The 17648-nt window shown below is 55.4% G+C and carries 12 protein-coding genes; 4 read left to right on the forward strand and 8 right to left on the reverse strand.

Translation table 11 applies throughout. The features are described 5' to 3' along the window. Window positions 1-47: 47 nt before the first annotated feature. Window positions 48-1583, reverse strand: a complete 1536-nt coding sequence (locus ABZT49_RS06020) for a hypothetical protein (protein WP_355284315.1) — start codon at window positions 1581-1583, stop codon at window positions 48-50. A gap of 103 nt (window positions 1584-1686) precedes the next feature. Between ABZT49_RS06020 and ABZT49_RS06025 the strand changes: the two genes are divergently transcribed. After that, window positions 1687-4290: a hypothetical protein gene (locus ABZT49_RS06025; protein ID WP_355284317.1), complete on the forward strand. Its 2604-nt coding sequence runs from the start codon at window positions 1687-1689 to the stop codon at window positions 4288-4290. 55 nt (window positions 4291-4345) lie between these two features. Here the strand turns inward: ABZT49_RS06025 and ABZT49_RS06030 are convergent, their stop codons facing one another. From ABZT49_RS06030 to ABZT49_RS06040, 3 genes are all read right to left on the reverse strand, one after another. Beyond that, the gene (locus ABZT49_RS06030; RefSeq protein WP_355284320.1) at window positions 4346-5644 is read right to left on the reverse strand and encodes a Y-family DNA polymerase; all 1299 of its coding nucleotides are present in this window, start codon (window positions 5642-5644) and stop codon (window positions 4346-4348) included. Beyond that, entirely contained in the window at window positions 5641-6105 is a 465-nt protein-coding gene (locus ABZT49_RS06035) for a S24 family peptidase (protein WP_355284322.1), read from the reverse strand. The genes ABZT49_RS06030 and ABZT49_RS06035 overlap by 4 nt, the downstream gene beginning before the upstream one ends. A 120-nt stretch (window positions 6106-6225) precedes the next feature. Next, the gene (locus tag ABZT49_RS06040; protein ID WP_355284325.1) at window positions 6226-7674 is read right to left on the reverse strand and encodes an MFS transporter; all 1449 of its coding nucleotides are present in this window, start codon (window positions 7672-7674) and stop codon (window positions 6226-6228) included. Between the two features lie 391 nt (window positions 7675-8065). On the opposite strand from ABZT49_RS06040, the gene ABZT49_RS06045 reads away from it, so the two are divergent. Further along, window positions 8066-8956 carry a DMT family transporter gene (locus ABZT49_RS06045; protein WP_355284327.1) on the forward strand — a complete coding sequence of 297 codons (891 nt, stop codon included), beginning with the start codon at window positions 8066-8068 and terminating at the stop codon, window positions 8954-8956. 158 nt (window positions 8957-9114) lie between these two features. Then, on the forward strand, window positions 9115-9384 hold the full coding sequence (locus tag ABZT49_RS06050; protein WP_355284330.1) for a hypothetical protein: 270 nt from the start codon (window positions 9115-9117) through the stop codon (window positions 9382-9384). Window positions 9385-9553: 169 nt separating this feature from the next. Here ABZT49_RS06050 and ABZT49_RS06055 read toward each other — a convergent pair whose 3' ends face one another. Together ABZT49_RS06055 and ABZT49_RS06060 are read right to left on the reverse strand one after the other, a co-directional pair. Then, complete coding sequence (locus ABZT49_RS06055; protein ID WP_355284333.1) at window positions 9554-10948, reverse strand: hypothetical protein; 1395 nt, start codon at window positions 10946-10948, stop codon at window positions 9554-9556. A gap of 355 nt (window positions 10949-11303) precedes the next feature. Beyond that, on the reverse strand, window positions 11304-11636 hold the full coding sequence (locus ABZT49_RS06060) for a DUF2958 domain-containing protein (protein WP_355284335.1): 333 nt from the start codon (window positions 11634-11636) through the stop codon (window positions 11304-11306). 222 nt (window positions 11637-11858) lie between these two features. On the opposite strand from ABZT49_RS06060, the gene ABZT49_RS06065 reads away from it, so the two are divergent. Beyond that, window positions 11859-12428, forward strand: a complete 570-nt coding sequence (locus ABZT49_RS06065) for a site-specific integrase (RefSeq protein WP_355284337.1) — start codon at window positions 11859-11861, stop codon at window positions 12426-12428. A gap of 113 nt (window positions 12429-12541) precedes the next feature. Here ABZT49_RS06065 and ABZT49_RS06070 read toward each other — a convergent pair whose 3' ends face one another. After that, the gene (locus ABZT49_RS06070) at window positions 12542-15889 is read right to left on the reverse strand and encodes an SIR2 family protein (RefSeq protein ID WP_355284340.1); all 3348 of its coding nucleotides are present in this window, start codon (window positions 15887-15889) and stop codon (window positions 12542-12544) included. 404 nt (window positions 15890-16293) lie between these two features. Beyond that, window positions 16294-17616: a site-specific integrase gene (locus tag ABZT49_RS06075; protein WP_355284342.1), complete on the reverse strand. Its 1323-nt coding sequence runs from the start codon at window positions 17614-17616 to the stop codon at window positions 16294-16296. Window positions 17617-17648: the final 32 nt, after the last annotated feature.

Consider the following 17648-nt stretch of genomic DNA (forward strand, 5'->3'; position numbering starts at 1 on the left):
CAGCGGATCTGGCACCGCTGGGGCCGTGTCGTTCCGATTTGAGTGCTCTACAAAACGAGCGCGTCCAAGCGCTGTCGATTTTGTTCGATGAAATCGTGTGCCTGATAGGGCGATACGCTCGGTATTGGCGACGGGAACTCCGCCGTTGGATAGTCCACCTTCATCGGCGGCTGTTCGTTCAGCTCATCCATGAGGCCAAGCACGCGGTTGGGTGCAAAAATGATTTCGATAAGGCTGCGGATCACCAGGAGATCGACGGGGAAATTATTTCGTGTCTCGCCATCGTCGCTGAGCCAGTTGGCAGTCACTTGTTCGAGCGCCCGCGTCGCGGCGTCCACATTGTGCGCGCACATGAGCAGTGAAGTCTTACTATCTGGCTTGACGATGAAGTTGCGGGGATCTGGGTCCTGGCGATCAGGCCGCACCACTGCAACATCATTCACCGCGAGGTGCTGGCCAATGATGCTGATACCGGCATTAGGCGTAGCCCGGCCGTGCATGGCGGGATATGAGCCCTGCGCGTCTTTGATCAGTCTGTGTACTTCAGCCTGTGCGCGGGCGTGACACCAATCGTTGATGGCGAACGTCAGCTCGCTGTGGTGCCGAAACTCGCTGAGTTCAGCGTCGGATGGGCGATCATATTTGATTGAGAGTGCCTTGTTGTCGGCCACGTAATAGGCGAGCAAGCTGTAGCGTTCGTTCGCTTCTTGGAATGGCGTAGCCGTATCAAAAGTGATCTGAAGGTCTGGATTGATGCTTGCTCGAATGCATCGCTGCATTGTCGTCAGCACACACGCGCTCGCGAGCGTGCCCGTTCCAAGAACATGAATGTGCTTGATGCGCGCAAGCGTGCCGTCGTCGCGCATGTCGACGAGGCGGTGTAGCATCAGTCGGTAGCTGGTATTGCTGGTGCCAGCGAACGCGATGCCCTCGGCGGCATCAATGAGCGGCCGGTGGACACGATACCACTCGCGGCTCTCGGGCTCACTCGTGCCTTGCAGCACCACGAGAAAACCTCGCTCGGGCTGCCGGTGGATCAGCATGGTCTCCGTGTTGATGTAAGTCTGCCGAAGGCACCCGTTGAATGCCACGCTCAACCCATTGGCCCGGCTCATAGCCTCGAGGTTCTCGCCGTCCACATGGATGAGCCGATGAACGTGTGCGGCCATCTTGCCCGTGGCGATGCCCCCGGTCGGGAAGTCGAGGGCCATTACGTAATCGCCGTGGTCCTCCTGCCACCGGAGTGACTGCAACACGGTGTGCGCGTAGCGCCAGGGCCCCAGCGTGCCCTGCTGGATCTGGAAACCTCCACTATCCGCGACCACGAACGAGGTTTTGCGATCGCGCTCGGTGATGTTCGTGCGCGCCGTGCTGAGGCTGCCGCTCTCCTGCATCACTTGCCCGGCACTCGCGAGAGTTGCTGGGTAGTGAAACATACTACCTGACCGCAGATAGTTAAGCATTGGACCCAGCAGGCCCTCCGCCTGCCACGTCACATCATTCGCGGATTTGGCATACCCGTGGCTAATCGCCGGCAGGTAGCGAGCCACATTGGTTTGGTGAGGGAAAAGGGCATCCAACATGTAGACATGTGTCGGCGCGCGCCTATTAACATGCCGCTAATGCCGCAGCGATACCCAGGGTCTCCAAAAAAATTTTAGATATCTAAAAAGTTGCAGGCCCAGGATGAGCGCAAGCCATAACACCCAGCAGCCCGCCCTGAAGAAGGAGCTGGACGATATTGATAGCCGGCTGAGCGCCGCTCAACGTCACGCGGGCAAGGCTCGCAAGCACGAGGACGCGTTTTGGTCGCGCGTGTATGCGGCGCTGCATGACATCTATGAGGTCTGGCAGCCCCTAATCAATAACGACGATCTAATTAGAGCCTATTGCGATCGTCATGGGCTCAAATGCAATAGTATTAAGCTAAACAACCGATTTTATGCGCCCGTCCAGCTGTGTTTCAAGAACGCGCGAAGCGCTACAGCTGTAACGCAGTATGCCACCACGCTCCTTGAAGCAGATCGACTGGGGAAAGCACCAGTCGATCTAGTCGGATGGATCAAAAGCCTCGGCAGCCCATCAGATGTTTATGATAGCGTAAGGAGCGCCACTAAGGGGCCTGCACTCGGTTCCGGTCACGTGCCCGTTACAGCGCCGCAACCTGCAATGAATATCACGGCCTCAAGTGGGGGTGCGTCGCCAACTGCCAGTGCCAATCTGCCAGCTTCCACACACGCGCCTGCCGCCGTCTTGCTGCCGCAGCAAACCATTATTTCTAACATCGTTCAGGGCTGGGCCACGATTAAGCGGCTCGTTGACGGAAAAGAGAAAAGAGGCAGCGGTGCCGATAAACGGAAAATTCTCATTCGAAATATGTCTGTTGGGGGTGAGACGTTATTATGCTTGGAGAATATAGATACGGCCTACACGTTTACAACGGCACGAGTAACTTTGCCATTTGCGTGGGCGGAGTTGGGGGATCGCTGGTACACGCTCTCGTTCCGTGAGGCTGACCGCTTGGCTTTCAACTTCCCGATGACATCCGGCTGGAATGCTACCATAGCCGTGGATCAATTGGAATTTTCCGCCTCCAACGGAGTTCGGGTTGTCGCACAAGTGTTCAATGATATGGACACAGATTTTCAGTATATGGCTGCCCCGGTCGGTTACGGCCCGCATTTACAACTGACGGCAGAACGAGCGACCTCTTTTTTGAAATGGCACAACATCGTAGCTGGCAGCATCAAGGTAAAAGCCCGTCAGCTACGACAAGACATACGGCATCAAATCGATCGACATCAAGCAGTTTTGTCAAATTTATGGAGGCAGAACCGCGAGGTCACCTATGGCGCGCGAACGATAATGCGCGTGCCATCGACAAACAAGCATCTTGACCATCGTTCATACGAATATCAAATGCCAGGCAAGGTTGAAATACCTCGTGCTCTTGATCTTTCAAGTGATAGCTTCACCTATAAGATACCGTTACAAAGTAACTCCAGCCGAAATAATGATAAGGAAAAAATAGTCACAGAATATCATATCGACGTGCATCACTTTGCAACGTCCGTGCTGCCCTTCGATAGCCGCGCGGACAACATGAAGTGCCGGCTGTTTGATGCGGTGGGACCAGTTCCCATTGATCAAGATGTTCGGCTGCCAGTCCTGGAAATGGCAGGCCTGTGCAAGCTCCTCAAGGCACACAATGTGGGAGCGAAAGCGCAGTTCGTAGATACGGACGACCGGCAAGCCGCTTTGCTGGTCGAGTTTGCCACCCCTGACAGTCGGGTCCGCTACATGATGCCCACTGTCAAGTCAGCCTCCATGCTCCGCCGGCACGCTTGCGAGCCTCTGAGCAAGACTGCCTCTGGCAACGCGCTCAATGTCGTTGGCGCAGAAGCGCAATTCTGCGCCTATATCACGTCCTACCGCTCGCCTGATCCAGCCAAGTGGCAGCTGAGGAGCGCAAATTTCCTTGAGCAGCTGAATTGGTGGATGGAGAAAACCAACGTATCCATAGCGATTTTGCTTAGTGGGTGGAGCCAGAACGACATTGACAGCTTCAACGTCCAAGGCAATGGTGTCTTCGACGAATTGAAGTCCCGATTTGGTGATGCTGCCATCCGTGAGGTTGAGGGACGTCCGCTCATTACCAACCGTATTGAATGCTTGGAATGGTTTTACAGCAGCACGTACGACTGGGGCATCATGATGGATGACGATGCCATACTTGAAACCAAATATCATAAGAGCGATGATATAACGTTCTTCGATGAAATGGCCGCCAAAGGTCCGTCAGCTTACGCTGGAGTAGATATTTTCTTTCCCTACTGGGACGGAAAGGACCCGCGTCACCCAGCTGCTTTTTGGAATAAAGCCGGTCGAAACTACGACATCAATCACATTTTTCACAAGAATCCCGACTTAAAAGGTAGCCTGTTCGTTTTGCGCAATTTCCGAAAAGAAGGCCGCCTTGAAGTCTTCCCCAACCCCACGTATGATATTCATGGAGAGGATACGCTGCTCGCGACAGAGGCTATGTCGCTGGGCTATACGGTCATGATGTGTGCCAACATCGTCCTGCTCGAACTCGATGGTCCCAGCTACTTCGATGAGGATCGCCGCAAAAATATGCGCGCCGCGCATGTGAGAATTTCAGAGATGTACAAGCATTTCGGGTTGAGGATGAAGGACCCAGCGGATCCTGAGAACAAGTCGTTTGATAGGTCAGAATTTTACGATCGCTGTTGGGATCAGCCCAAGGAGCAAACTGTTTCAAAGCCCTGAGGCTGCAGAGGGGGGCGCCTTCGCAGCTCCCCCGTTCCGTCGGAGCACGGCGCAATCACTGCACCGTCGCACTGGCCGTCGGCACCTCATTCAATCGTGTGGTAAAGCGCGGTGAGCGCATCTCGAACTTGGTGGACCAGCTACGCTTGTCCACCAAGCCCGCCCGGGCCGGCACCACGGCTCCGCGCCCGAACCGGCTATTGCAGGCGTCCATCGCCGCCATCAGCGCACCGGACTTCTCCCGGTCGTGCGCGTCGAATAGAGGGCGCGGGGCATCGTCCAGCGGCACGAGGTCGGTGGTGACGAGCCCGGCCTTGCTGTAGCGCCAAGGCGATGGCCCCTGCTCCTTCCAGGTCCTCTCCACCCCCCGCAGCGCCGCCTGGATCAGGTGTCGGCTGTCGTTGGTCGCCTCGGGCATATGAATGACCGTCGAGACAGATCGCATGGGGTCGCCTCGGTCGTGCTCGCTGGTGTGGTAGAACACCGTGACCGCCGACACGGCGAGCCCATCCCGCCGCAGCTTCTCGCCGAGGCGCGTCGCGTGTGCGGCAACGGCCTGCTCCAGCACATCCCGCTGGGTGATCCGGGTGGAGAAGCTACGGGTCACCGCGCAGCCCTTTCGCCGGGCAGGCACGATCTCGAGAGGTAGGCACGACCGACCGCGTAGCTCATGGATAATGCGCTCGCCCACCACGGTCAGCGACTGACGTGCCGGCCGGGGATCGAGGTCGCGCAGATCAGCTACCGTATCCACGCCCATCGCAGTGAGCCGGGCTAGCGAGGCACGCCCGATGCCCCATACCTCCCCGACCGAGATCCCCACCATCCAAGCTGCACGTTCCGCCTCGTCGGAGAGGTCGCACACGCCGCCAAGCTCCGGGATTGATTTGGCGATGTGGTTGGCCAGCTTGGCGAGGGTTTTGGTGGGGCCGATACCCACACAGGTGGGCAGGCCGGTCCATCGACGCACGGTAGAGCGTAGGTCCCGGGCGAGGGCCACCCGGTCGCGTTCCCGCACATCGGAGAGGTCGAGAAAGCTCTCATCGATGGAGTACACCTCCACGTCCCGCGCGAACTGCCGGTACACCGTGTTGGCGCGGGCGCTCATGTCCCCATAGAGGGCGTAATTCGAGGAGAACACGCGCACCCGCTGCCGCCGGCACAGGTCACGGATCTTGAAGTAGGGCTCGCCCATGCGGATGCCGAGGGCCTTGGCCTCGGCGGTGCGGGCGATGGCGCAGCCATCGTTGTTGGATAGCACGATCACCGGCACGCCGGAGAGCTTGGGATCGAACACACGCTCGCAGGAGCAGTAGAAGCTGTTGCCGTCGATCAGCGCGAGGGCTCGGCTCATCGCACCGCACCCGAGCGCGCCTTCACATGGTGCCAGCGCACCGAGAATAGCAGCACGCCCCAGAGCAGCCCCTCCTCCAGGTCCTCCAGGGCGAACTCCTGATCCATATCGGGATTGTCGAACGTGAGGCTGAGCCGGTTGCCCGTCATCAACAACCGTTTGATACTCATCTCGCCGTTCACCACAGCCACCACGACAGCGCCGGAGGTGGGCGACAGCGACCGATCCACCACGGCCAAATCCTCGTCGTGGATGCCGGCGCCCTTCATGCACCAGCCCCGCACGCGCCAGATGAACGTGGCAGGTGGGTTGGGGACTAGCCAGCGCGGCAGTTCCAGCGCGCCTTCGATGAAGTCCTCGGCGGGGCTTGGGAAGCCCGCGCACAGGGTCGTGCGCATGAACGGCACGCGGACGAGCCCGCTGCCATCTGCTGCTTCCTCGCCGACCCGGTAGAAACCCACTTGGCGCTCTCCTTTTAGAACGAAAAGAGAACAAACAGGCCCGTGGTTCCCGGTCAAGGCCGAGCTTGGGTCGGTGAGGAGCGGGGACGGCTCGATCAGGTGATTGTGAGCGAGCAGCCCCTACAGCCGCCGCACCGGCAGGGTCCAGGCCAGCACTGCATTGGCTATGGCGAAAAGCGCGATGGTCGAGAAGGCAGCTGAGAAGCCGCTTTGGATGTGGATCACCGCCGAAGCGCGCGACGCTTCTGGCAAGCTCGCCAGGGCGGCGGGACCGTGTCGAACGGCGTCGGCGAATACATCAGCAATCGCAGCGTTCCGGCCCAACGTGACGAACAGCACGGCCATCGCGATGGTGACGCCGATGGCCGAGCCGACCGAGCGCGACAGTTGCACGGACGCAGACGCAGCCCCCAGCATGGCGGGTGGAGCCTGGGACTGCATCGTGATCTGAGCCACCGGCATGGCCGAGCCCTGAAACACCGCCACGACCGCCAGCATCGCCGGCAGACCCCACGGGCCGAGTACCGCCCCGACCGGGCGCATCCCGAACGCCACGAGCAGTAAGCCCAACGCCGCTGCGGTCTGACCCACTGCGGGGAAGATGGCGACACGCCCAGTGCGTGAGACCAGCCGCCCCGTGATGAGCGACCCCACCCCCACCGTCGCCGTCAGCGGCAGCATCATCAGCCCGATCTCTCCGGCCGAGGCCCCGTCCACCGCTCGCAGGTGGATCGGCAGGATCGTCGCTTCGCTCACCAGCAACGCGCCGGAGCAGGCCGCCATGGCGTTTGCTCGCCACATGGCTGGGCGACGCAGCAACTCCAGGGGGAACAGCGGCTGCGCTGCTCGCCGCTCCTGCCGCCCCAGCAGCACGAGACAGACCAGGGACATCCCGATCCCGAGCAGCGTCGCAGGTTCGACACGCTGCAGTTGCTCCAGCGCCAACAGGAGCGGCACCACCGATCCAGCGAACAGGAACAGGCCCGGCCAGTCGAATTTGCCGCGTTCGCCGCTGCCTTCACGGCTGGGTAGCCGCACAAGAAGCACCATAGCCAACAGGCCGAGCGGCAAGTTCACCAGGAAGACAGACGGCCATCCGAACGCCTGGGTCAGCGCCCCGCCTGCCACCGGACCGAATGTTGAGGAAGCCACGATCACCGCGGCCATGAACCCTTGGGCTCGACCGAGCTGATGGCGCGCGACGTTCTCGGCCAGCACCGCCTGGCTCAGCACCATCAAACCGCCGCCGCCGAAGCCCTGCAGAATGCGCGCGCCAACCAGCGTCAGGAGGCTATGAGCTAAGGCGCACAGCACGGACGCTGTGACGAACAGCGCCAGGGCCAGCAACAGCATGCGTCGTCGTCCGAGGGCATCCCCCAGCCGGCCGTAGACGGGGGCCGCCACGGTACTGGCCACCAAGTAGGATGCGACCACCCAGGAGACCCGCTCCACGTCGCCGAACTCACTCGCCATCGCAGGCAGCGCCGCCGTGATGATGGTGCCGTCAACCACGGCTACGAATGTCGGGAGCAGGATGGGCGGAAACACCCGCCGGAGCGGCAAATTCATCGGTGCCATTCTCAGATCGGACCAGCTGCGAAAGGGCTGGCGGTGGCGGTTGAGAAGAGCGGTACACGGATGTGGCGATCGGAGGTATGGCAACGCTGCTCGCCGCCGTTGCACGCACATCAAGGCCTGCGTGCGCGCCGGTAGCGGGAGCTACCGATCATCGCGATGGAATGGGCGGCTTCGGCCAGGTATGGCAGCGAGCCGGCCGCCAGGATGCATCCTGGGGGTAACCAGTTCGGCGTGAAGCCGACCGATAGGTGGCACAATCAGGGCCGATCGGCCCCTGAACTCTGATTGCCTCCCGCTGCCCCAAAACGACGAAGGGTGGGAAACTGTGGTTGTGAGTGTGGGGCGTGCCGCCGTGCCCGTGGGCGCCATCGGTGGCATCGTGATGATGCTGCTCGGCGTGCTGTTCTTCGCGCTGAACGACACCATGGGCAAATGGCTGCTCGGCACCTACGCAGTGGGTCAGCTGATGCTCGTGCGCAGCATCTCGGGCCTGTGCGTGATGGCGCCTGCCATTCACCGGGTCGGGCTCAGCGGGTTCCGCGATGCACCACGCCCGGGGTTGCAGCTGGTGCGAGCGGGCTTCTCGACGCTTGAAGCATCGCTCTTTTTCTGGGGGGTCAGCACGCTGCCGCTGGCCGAGGTCATGACGTACTACATGGCGGGTCCGATCTACGTGACCGCCCTCTCACCCCTGCTGCTGGGCGAACATGTGGGCTGGCGTCGCTGGGCCGCCATCGGGGTTGGCTTCTGCGGGGTCGCCCTTGCTCTCCACCCCTCTCCGGGATCGTTGTCCGTAGGAGCGGTGTGTGCCCTCGCCGGCAGCTTCTTCTACGCGCTGTTCCTCATCACCACGCGCAAGCTAGCGGCCGTGCCCGGCACCATTCTGATGACGAGCCAGCTCGTGTCGTCGCTGATTTTCGGGGCGGCTCTGGTGCTGGCCTATGGGTGGACTTCCACGGGACCCACGGACTTCGCGCTGATGCTACTGCTGGGTGTTGGATCGCTGTTGGGCAATCTATGCGTGAACCAGTCGCTCCGGTTGGCGCCTGCGACGACGGTTGTGCCCTACCAGTACACGTTGATCCTATGGGGAATGCTGTTTGGCTACTTGTTCTTTGGCGAGATGATTGGCCCGCTCACAATGGCCGGAGCCGGGGTCATCGTCGCCAGCGGCCTCTTCATTTTCCTGCGGGAGCAGCAGTTGGGGCGGAGATCGAAGGCCCGTGATGTGCCAACCGAGCCAGCGATCGCGAAACTGCATGACCTCGACTAAGCAGGAGCAGCCAACTGCCTCTGGACGAATGACGAGCCAGGTGCCAGCCGTCGGCTGTCCGCTATGAGTGGCGATGCAGCACGCCTGTGTGGATCTATCCCTTTGAGAAAGAGAAGATCGCCCTAAATAGAATTGAGATGGGGCACCGAGGATGCATCATGATCGCGCAACCTGCCCTCACTGACACCCTTCCGCTCATAGCCGCACTGGCCGAAGAGCTTGCCTTCGCCATGACCGAAGATCTCATGGCGGAGCAGTACCGTAAGCCGAGCGCGGCTCTTGATCGGCTGGCGGCGGCGAAAACCTATCTCGAACGGCACCAACACCCTGTTGGTCCTCATGCGCAGGAAGCCGTCGAGATTGCCACCGCGCAAGGTGGTTTGCCTGCACCTACGGACCCAAAGGTGGGTAGGAGCGGCTCCGCCTAACGATGAGGGAACGGGCTACTGAGCGCCCGTACCCGCACATCGGGGAGGTCGAGAAAGCCTCCATCATCGGACTACATCTTCGCTTCGAGCGCGAACTGCTGACACATCGCGTTAGCGCGGGCGCTCATATCCTAATCGCGTCATAAGCTTCAGTGCCTGCGATCAAAATCTAAGTTCTCGTGTTAGTGAGATGTCTTCCGATGTGCGCAACGACAAAACATGCTTTATCTTCGTCTAATATGTAATGTATAGATAGGCACGTGTTGGCAGATCCCGACCCGAGTGTAATATGAGGTTCAAATAATGTTCTCGTCCCATTATAATTGAAAGTATACTCATCGCCGTGCTTGCTCTCTGTTGTCGAAGAAATAAAGCTCGTAACTCTTCTGCCCAACCCAGCCTCTCTCAGCATTTGCGTTACATTGTTAGTACGATTTTCGGACCACTTTGTGCAAACCGCGCTCATGATGGATAAGGCCTCGTACACTTCTTTAGGTCTCACGAAGGGCGATTTAGAAGCTGCGTCAAATGCGCTAATCAATATTTCGACATTGCTGAAATCTTCCCCAGCGAAGGTTACCGCCTCTTGCACTGATTTGGGATCTCTTTCGGGTATTTCTTCGGTGGGGAGGTCTTCTACTTCTTCAAAATATGAGAAATCCAGATTAGCGTTCTGTCTAAGATTTTCATTCTCCGCTTTGAGCCCTATTATCTCAGATCTGGCCTCTGTTAGCTCACTATCGATCTCAAGGGCATACTGTTCCCAATCAACTCCACTGGTTTGTATAGCTTGTTGAGTTCGTTCAGCCCTCTTTCTTTGCTCTGCCTCGATCTCTACGGTTGTTAAGCGCGGATCTGGAGCAAAACGAAAAGATATTACAGAAAATATAAGCCTTTCTAAAATGCTAACCGTTTTTCCGGCTCCATGCTCCTCTATTTTGCGCCCCAATATAAGAGGGTGCCTTGTAACGGCGTCTGATTTTGCAAAGCCGGGCCAATAAATTCTGATGGCTCCATCATAACAGCCCAGCTTTCCAAGTTCCCTTGATATCATTCTGGTTGCTAAGTTATCTTCCGCTTCGACCACAAAGGCTACACCCGCAAGTCTTTGTGATAGCTCATCAACGTTGACAATGTTTTTATTGCCGTTGGCAAATCTAGATACAACTACAATTGGGATCTTTCGAGCGTCGGAATTTAGCAGCGACATAAAATTTTCTACTTCTTCGGAATTAAGTGAGTATCGTTGAGCGGTTATTTTAAGATCGCCTAAAATTGGGCCATTTTTACTGCATAATAAGCGGACCGCATACGGTGTGCCTACACTGAATTGAGCTGGTGCTAAAAAATAATCAATTGAATTAAGATGTATCTCATGCTGTACCAAGCACGATTTATCCATCGATAAGAAACTAATTGTGTTAGACCAAGATAGGCCAGCATCTTTATCACTTGGTGTTTGCCAATATATCTTGTATGCTCTCAGATTGCCATCTACAATCCGAAAACTTAAGCTGTGACCTTCACGCGGGCATGTAACATTATCGGCCTCCATGTCCAGCACTACATCTTGGTCATATCTCGATTTATAATGATAATTTATCCATCGTGCATAGACCTTTGAAACAATATCCGACCAGGCGCTCGGTCCCGGAATTTCGAATTTACACGCCCACAGCAACCGTGACATAATCAATGGCCTTTATTCAGACATGCCAGAGACGTGTAGCAACCTCAGCGCGACAAATCCATAGCATATACGCGTCATACACGAAGGTAGCATGCGTGCAATTAATGTGCCACTGCACGGAAGATCAGGCAAAAGGCAGGATCATCCGCACTTGGATTTATGTTTATCATGTATTCACGTAACATGACACACTATTGAAACCGCTAGACATGATTATTGTTTCGATGGATCACAGGTTCACAATGTGACCAGCTTCCTGCGCTGCACGTGCATAGGTGGAGATCGGATACAAGGGCCGGAAAGAGGTATCCCGCTCCAAGCCGATTGCGAGGCCGGCGCTGACCTCTTCAATCTCAGCTAGGCTCACGTACCCGAGTTCGGGTTCACCGAAGCCGAGATCACACAGCCCGTAGAGGGTGTCGCCATCCGCTTCCATCGCGCAGATCAGCCACGTGGCTGGCCCCGTAGGGTTGAACAGCTTGAGCACGGGATGGTGGTCACCGTCGCGATCACGGCCATTGGCCAACAGCTGTTCGCGGGTGGCGGTATCGATCAAGCGCATGCAGGGCTCCTCGCTTAAGGTGCAAGGAAGCCGTGTAGCCATTGGCGTTGAAGTGCGAGCATGAAGGGGGATCATCGGCGTGGGCGAAACATCACAAATTCTATGTTCTGTGATGTTTGCGGCTAAGTCGTTGATCCCGTTGAGTGCACCTATGTGCTCGCCCTAGGGGACGCCTGGAAATATCATACTTTGCAGCAAAACAGCTTAAAGTGTGAGGTTTCGGTGAAGCAAGCGCGTGTGCCCACGGAGGCGGAGTTCAAACGTCTCGCGGCGGTGGTAAGCCAGGGGCGCTACGGCCCGCGCAACCGGATGGCCCTCATGCTCAGCTATCTGGCGGGGCTTCGAGTGGGTGAGATCGCATCACTCCGCTGGAGCGACCTGCTCGACGGTGAGGGCAAGGTACGGGAGCAGCTACGGTTGAGCGCTGCCGTCACGAAAGGCGGGCACGCGCGCGTGGTATTCCTCAATGCCCGGCTGCGACGCGAGATCGAGCAGTTCCGGTCCTCGTTGCCCTCCTCCCCTCCCCGCGAGCAGCCGGTGCTGGTCACCCAAAAGCGCGCAGCGTTCAGCGCGAATACCCTCTGTCAGCTCATGGGTGGATGGTATGATCAGGCGGGCTTGGACGGCGGCTCCAGCCATAGCGGTCGACGCTGGTTCATCACCCGCCTCGCGCATGCGGGCATTTCGCCCAAGGCCATCATGATGCTCGCTGGCCACCGGCACCTCTCGACTACTCAGCGCTACATCGACGTGAACGACGAGATGATGCGTTCAGCTGTTGAGCAATTATGATCATATGCTACAACATAAACATTCAATTACAAATAAATGATACCCTTTGGAAGCAAAATTGATTGGCATCTACTCCGTTAGATGCCAATCTATAAAAATAAAAAATATCTATCTTAGTTATTTCTGGCGACTTTTCGACGCTGAGTACGTCGTGACTGTGCAGGCTGACGTCTCTCCCCAAGTAAATCCGGCTCGCCAAGCATTCTAAGTATCTCTCTCATTCTTTCGACGTGCGATGGCGATAGCGCGGATGCTCTGATGTAATCGATTATCTCCGCATTACTGGCAAAATCCTTGATTATGAATGACGCTCTAGCAACTGATAATGCCAACTCGGATTGATCGTGATCAATCCTATTAGGTGGATTGGATAACCATCCTCTGAGCAAAGCCCGCTTATCTGATTGAAGATCAATATCGCAATAACCGCGCGGCAAGCCATTTAGATCAGGAACCGCAAATCTCCCAATCTCGGATATTTCGGGAATTTGATTTAGAAAAATATTAATCAAAGAACCAATCACACCTCTATCTGGTGTCGGAACCGGGTCTCCATTTTCGGTTTTCACTAATCTCCAAAAACCCCAAGCCCAAGCAGCACAAAATTGAACTTTCACTGTCTGGTTATACAGTAGACTTTCAATTACATTATACAATTCTATAGAAGAAGTTAGAGAGCTTTCATCTCTAAATTGCCAAATACAACCGCAGATGGATAAAGTATGGCGAACGATATCCCGCTCATCTGTGGAAGTCAGCTTTTTCATCAAATCTTCTACACAGTCATTGCCTTTCCAATAACTTCCCGGCTTCGACATGGCCTCTAACAGCGCAACCGTGTTCCGTGAGTGGCAACGGTTCCAGTATGGCTGCTTCAAAAATATATCCAGAGCAGCTTCTCGCAGATCCGGTCCGTAAGGCCCTTGGCTCAAGGCTTGCCAATTTTCAGGCGTGTTACAGCCGTTAGCAAAACACGCCACAATTGGCGCGGCTCTACTTAGATTTTCAGGGCTCAAATTGGCTTCTTCGATCATGCTGCGTAGTATACGCGCCGTAGCAGGAGGCAGATGCGTTTCCGAAGAGAACTCGAGCCGACGTTCTTGGTCGACAACAAAATCTACCATCTCTTTTTCTGCATGCGCAACCAAAGCGTCTAATAATGGAGGCGATTGCGATCGACCTAAGCGGGCAGCCATAGGTATAACTTCTTTCCATTCATCGCTAAGTATGTTATCACCAATTGCTCCAAGGATCGAATGAGGTTTTTTAGAATTAATGATATGTCCATCCACAACAGCGACAGCGCTCAAATATTCCTGAAATGTTAGATGGCGAAATTGATAAAACGGCACTACCCTGCCATCTTCCTTGCGAAATCCGCCCTGTAACATCAAGCTCGATCGTAGCTCGACTCGTTTTATAAATTCATGAGAACTATCCTTAGCATATCGCCCAATCATAGGTAATTGCGAACGAGCAGCATCCAAAATCTCAAGCAGCTCTCTTTCCGTAGCAGTCTGCTTACCTCTTTTTAATAATTCTAATGCCACACATGCTAGTTGTGGTACTGCTTCCTTGATATTTAAAGCTTTGTGGCCTTTTATGTTCCATGTATCTAATAGCAGCTCAACCGCTCTATCATATAGCGTGACGCGATCTGATGGAAGACGTCCAAAACCATGCTTAACAACTAATAACATAGTACATAGCAGTGGATTACCAGCGAGCATGCTAAGTGACGCGCTATTTAGTAGAGTATCAGCCACTTCGGCAGCTTCAGCCATAGCGTCTGGTGTTCCACCACTCATTAATTTATGCCAATGCTCACAAAGTGTTTGAATTGCTTCGCTATTAAGGGGTGCAATGCGGAATTTAGAACAGAAGCGACTTAGGACCGGAGCGATTAATTCAAACCCGGCTTCCCTGCTTGTTACTATGATCCGTATTTTTGGGTACTGCTCAAGAAATTTTTCTAAATTTTCAACAAAGACCGTTCGATCTCCATCGCTGTGTATTTCATCGAGCCCGTCGATAAGTAGCAGCACAGAGCCTGATTTGAGATATTTTTCTATAGCGTCACTTAGATTATTAAGTGATCCGTCTCCGGTTATGCTCGAAATATTTTTTAGTAGCGTCATAACAGGCTGGTGGATATATTCCTTCCACTCTCGACAGCGGATCATAATCGGTATCAAGGCTAACGCTGGCAATTTGTCCGAACTAGAAGCGCGCCTTGACGGATTAGCATATGCGACTGCTAATCTTTTAAGAAGCAATGTTTTGCCGCCTCCAGGAAGTGCTAGAAGCGCAATTCTTTGTTCTCGTTCGAACACAGTGGCGAAATCAATTGGATCCTGATATGTATTTCTCCATTCCTGGGCAAATATATCGCCGTCAGTATCTCTCTCAGTGTTGGCTGGATTTATTCCGATCATTTCGAGTGGGACAAAAAGTTTTTCGATGTCGAACTTTCTTTGTCCAGCGTCCATGTCGCCTGGCATTCCTTCGATTGCCATTTGACCACAATCTCTCATCAAGAAATTGCGATACGCGTCGATAACTTGATTGGACTGCACTGCTGCAGCTTTGCTTTTTGAAGCAGGCGTCTTAGCTGAGCGGCGAGTGGGGAAACAATCAAGTAAAAATCCTGGTAAATCAGAATAATTAGCCCCAAATCCGATAGGATCTACGAAGCCATGCCAGGTTGGATCAGCAAACTTCTGACTGACCTCGTCGTCCTTTACAAGAGCATAGTGCTGTGGATAGCTCGCTCCTATATTTTTTCTAAGCCATTTGATCCACGCCGTAAAGTTCGGATCAGAAAAGGTATCGCCACATCCTACGAATAACAATCTATTGAGAGAACCAAGGGAGCGCTGTACAATCTCACGCGTTTCACTGGCTATAGCATTCTCGTAATCTCTTATGCCGAAGACACAATTTTTAGGGTTCATCCATATACCATGGAGATGGAGTACTCCTTTATGTTCTTTTCGTAACCAACGCATTAGTTGTGGTGTATCAGCAAAATCTATCGGCTGTAACCCGGTGGCAAGCTCGATGAGCGTATCATAATTGAGGGTTGCTATAGGTATTTGTTGATCCTCTATGGTTCGCAGCGCATTCTGCATACCACCAGGTTCTGGTGCCCATCTTTCGAATGTGTTTTGCATCCAACGCGCATAGCTATCGCCGTGCGGGGCTTCTAATTTGCGCCCAATAAACTCAGCTACTCCTAAGAGCTCATCAACATCCCCTGATTGAAGAGCATCCAGATATCTGTCATATTGACTTTCTTTAATAAAACTACGCATTTTGCCATAATCTAGCGCCGATCGTACAAGTCCAGTCCACGATAATGCATTTTTACTTTTAGGTGTAAGGGCCATACTTGCGCCGGCCCCAAAAACAACTACCAATTTCTTTTCAGTTGCTGACTGGCGGATGTCATCAACGCTCAAGGCTAATCCCCTTTTCGGTAAAATTTATGCGTCGCATACACATCCATGTTGATACAATCTCAACATGAGGCGGATTGACGATTTGCCGCTCCGCGTTGCATTCGAGCACCAGTCAGTGATGTGACTGTTATAATTTGGTCGCGATACGATGTGAAATGATGCCGGAGATTATCGGCAAATAGTTAATCAATACATATGCTTGGCGTTAAATATATGGTATTTTATATTAAGAATATTATGATATATATTTATATAAGTGATATAATCGATACTGGGACAGTCTAAATTACACGATGAAAAAATCTAAATATATAGTTTAACGTTTTTTTGGATGAGCATTGCTCAAATTAGGCGAGCATTGAATATTTTATAATAATATATGCCGCATTGATGTAAAAATAATTTCACGACCGACGCCACTCTGGTCGAAGTCGATCCACTACACGTTCAAGTCGCACTTGTCCGTAATGTTTGTCGATCATTGCCAGTGACGTTCGGCAATTGCGGGCCACATCCAGCACCTCGGAGCCATTGGCAAGCTGCTCGCTGATGTAGAAGTGCCGGAGCGAGTACGGCGTGCGCTTGATGCCGCGGTGATCACGCTCCAACCCGGCCGCCTTCAGCAGCTCGGTGAAGCCATTGGCCACCGACGTGATCCGCTTGCCCGCCTCGCTCGCGAACACCGGATCGGCATCAAGGGGCTCACGGCCCATGCTGCGCTCGAACAGCATCCACAGGGTGTCAAACCACGGGATCGCTGCTTTCTGCGGGATCGCCTTGCCGCTCTTGCCCTTGCCTCGCACCTGCAACCGGATGTCGCGCTGATCCACGGGCTTGCCCCGCCCCGCCCGATACCCCAGCACATCGCCCCACGTGAGATTGTACATCTCCGTGGGCCGGAGACCGGAGAACGCGCCGATCATCACGTAGGCGTGCAGCAGGGTGCGATCCCGCCGGGTGTGGTCGTCCAGCCGCTTGATGCGCCAGCGCCGCTTGTCGCTGGCTTCCACCACAACTCCGCTGCCGTCCATGATGGGGTCCACCAGCCGGCCGAGGCTGATCTTCTGTAAGTGGGCGAACTCATGGGGCTCGAAGCTGGGTCGCCGGTTGTCCGGCGTGCGCCGGGCCTTGATGGTGACCTCGGGCGGCGTCTTCAGGTAGCCCTGCCGCGAGGCCCAGCGTAGCAGCTGCCTCAGCACCACCAACTCGCCCCTCTGACGGCTCAGAGAGGGCGCTGAGCGGCGTACGGGCCGACGCAGCCGGTGGCCTCCCCTCTCGTACTCGATGTGCGTGACAAGCTTGCCAGGGCCCTCGGTCCAGTAGGTGCGCCGCCACTCCGCATAGCGCTCCAGATCGGCCTCACTGACGGCATCCACGGGCTTCTGACCGAAGTACCCCACGAAATACCGGCGGATCACCGCGGGTTCGCTCTTGCCCTGGTCGGCCCGCCGTTCGCCGCGCTCCACCTCACGCAGGATCTGCGCGATGTACTCCTCAGCCACGCTCTCGAACGTATGGGCGCGGGCGGTGAGCCCTTGCTGCGCGCGGTAGGTGGCCTCGTACCAGATTGCTTCCGCCCGGCGCTGTGCCTCCCGCAGATCGTCGGTGTCGAGGGAGCGCTTAAGCTGCCCCTGCCCGCGGATGCTGAAGCGCATCTGCCACTTGGCGCTGCCCTTGCGCTGGAACAGCTGGAAGCGCTCGTCGGGGACGTTGCCAGGGGGTCTCAAGGGGCGGCCCTGTCTGGTTACTGCGGTGCAGA

The sequence above is a fragment of the Methylobacterium sp. EM32 genome (assembly GCF_040593685.1).
Classification (GTDB): domain Bacteria; phylum Pseudomonadota; class Alphaproteobacteria; order Rhizobiales; family Beijerinckiaceae; genus Methylobacterium.

Coding starts and splice junctions, on each gene's coding strand:
- ABZT49_RS06025 (WP_355284317.1), top strand. CDS start 1,687: ATGAGCGCAAGCCATAACACCCAGCAGCCCGCCCTGAAGAAGGAGCTG.
- ABZT49_RS06040 (WP_355284325.1), bottom strand. CDS start 7,674: ATGAATTTGCCGCTCCGGCGGGTGTTTCCGCCCATCCTGCTCCCGACA.
- ABZT49_RS06060 (WP_355284335.1), bottom strand. CDS start 11,636: ATGCGCTTGATCGATACCGCCACCCGCGAACAGCTGTTGGCCAATGGC.
- ABZT49_RS06050 (WP_355284330.1), top strand. CDS start 9,115: ATGATCGCGCAACCTGCCCTCACTGACACCCTTCCGCTCATAGCCGCA.
- ABZT49_RS06045 (WP_355284327.1), top strand. CDS start 8,066: ATGATGCTGCTCGGCGTGCTGTTCTTCGCGCTGAACGACACCATGGGC.
- ABZT49_RS06030 (WP_355284320.1), bottom strand. CDS start 5,644: ATGAGCCGAGCCCTCGCGCTGATCGACGGCAACAGCTTCTACTGCTCC.
- ABZT49_RS06020 (WP_355284315.1), bottom strand. CDS start 1,583: ATGTTGGATGCCCTTTTCCCTCACCAAACCAATGTGGCTCGCTACCTG.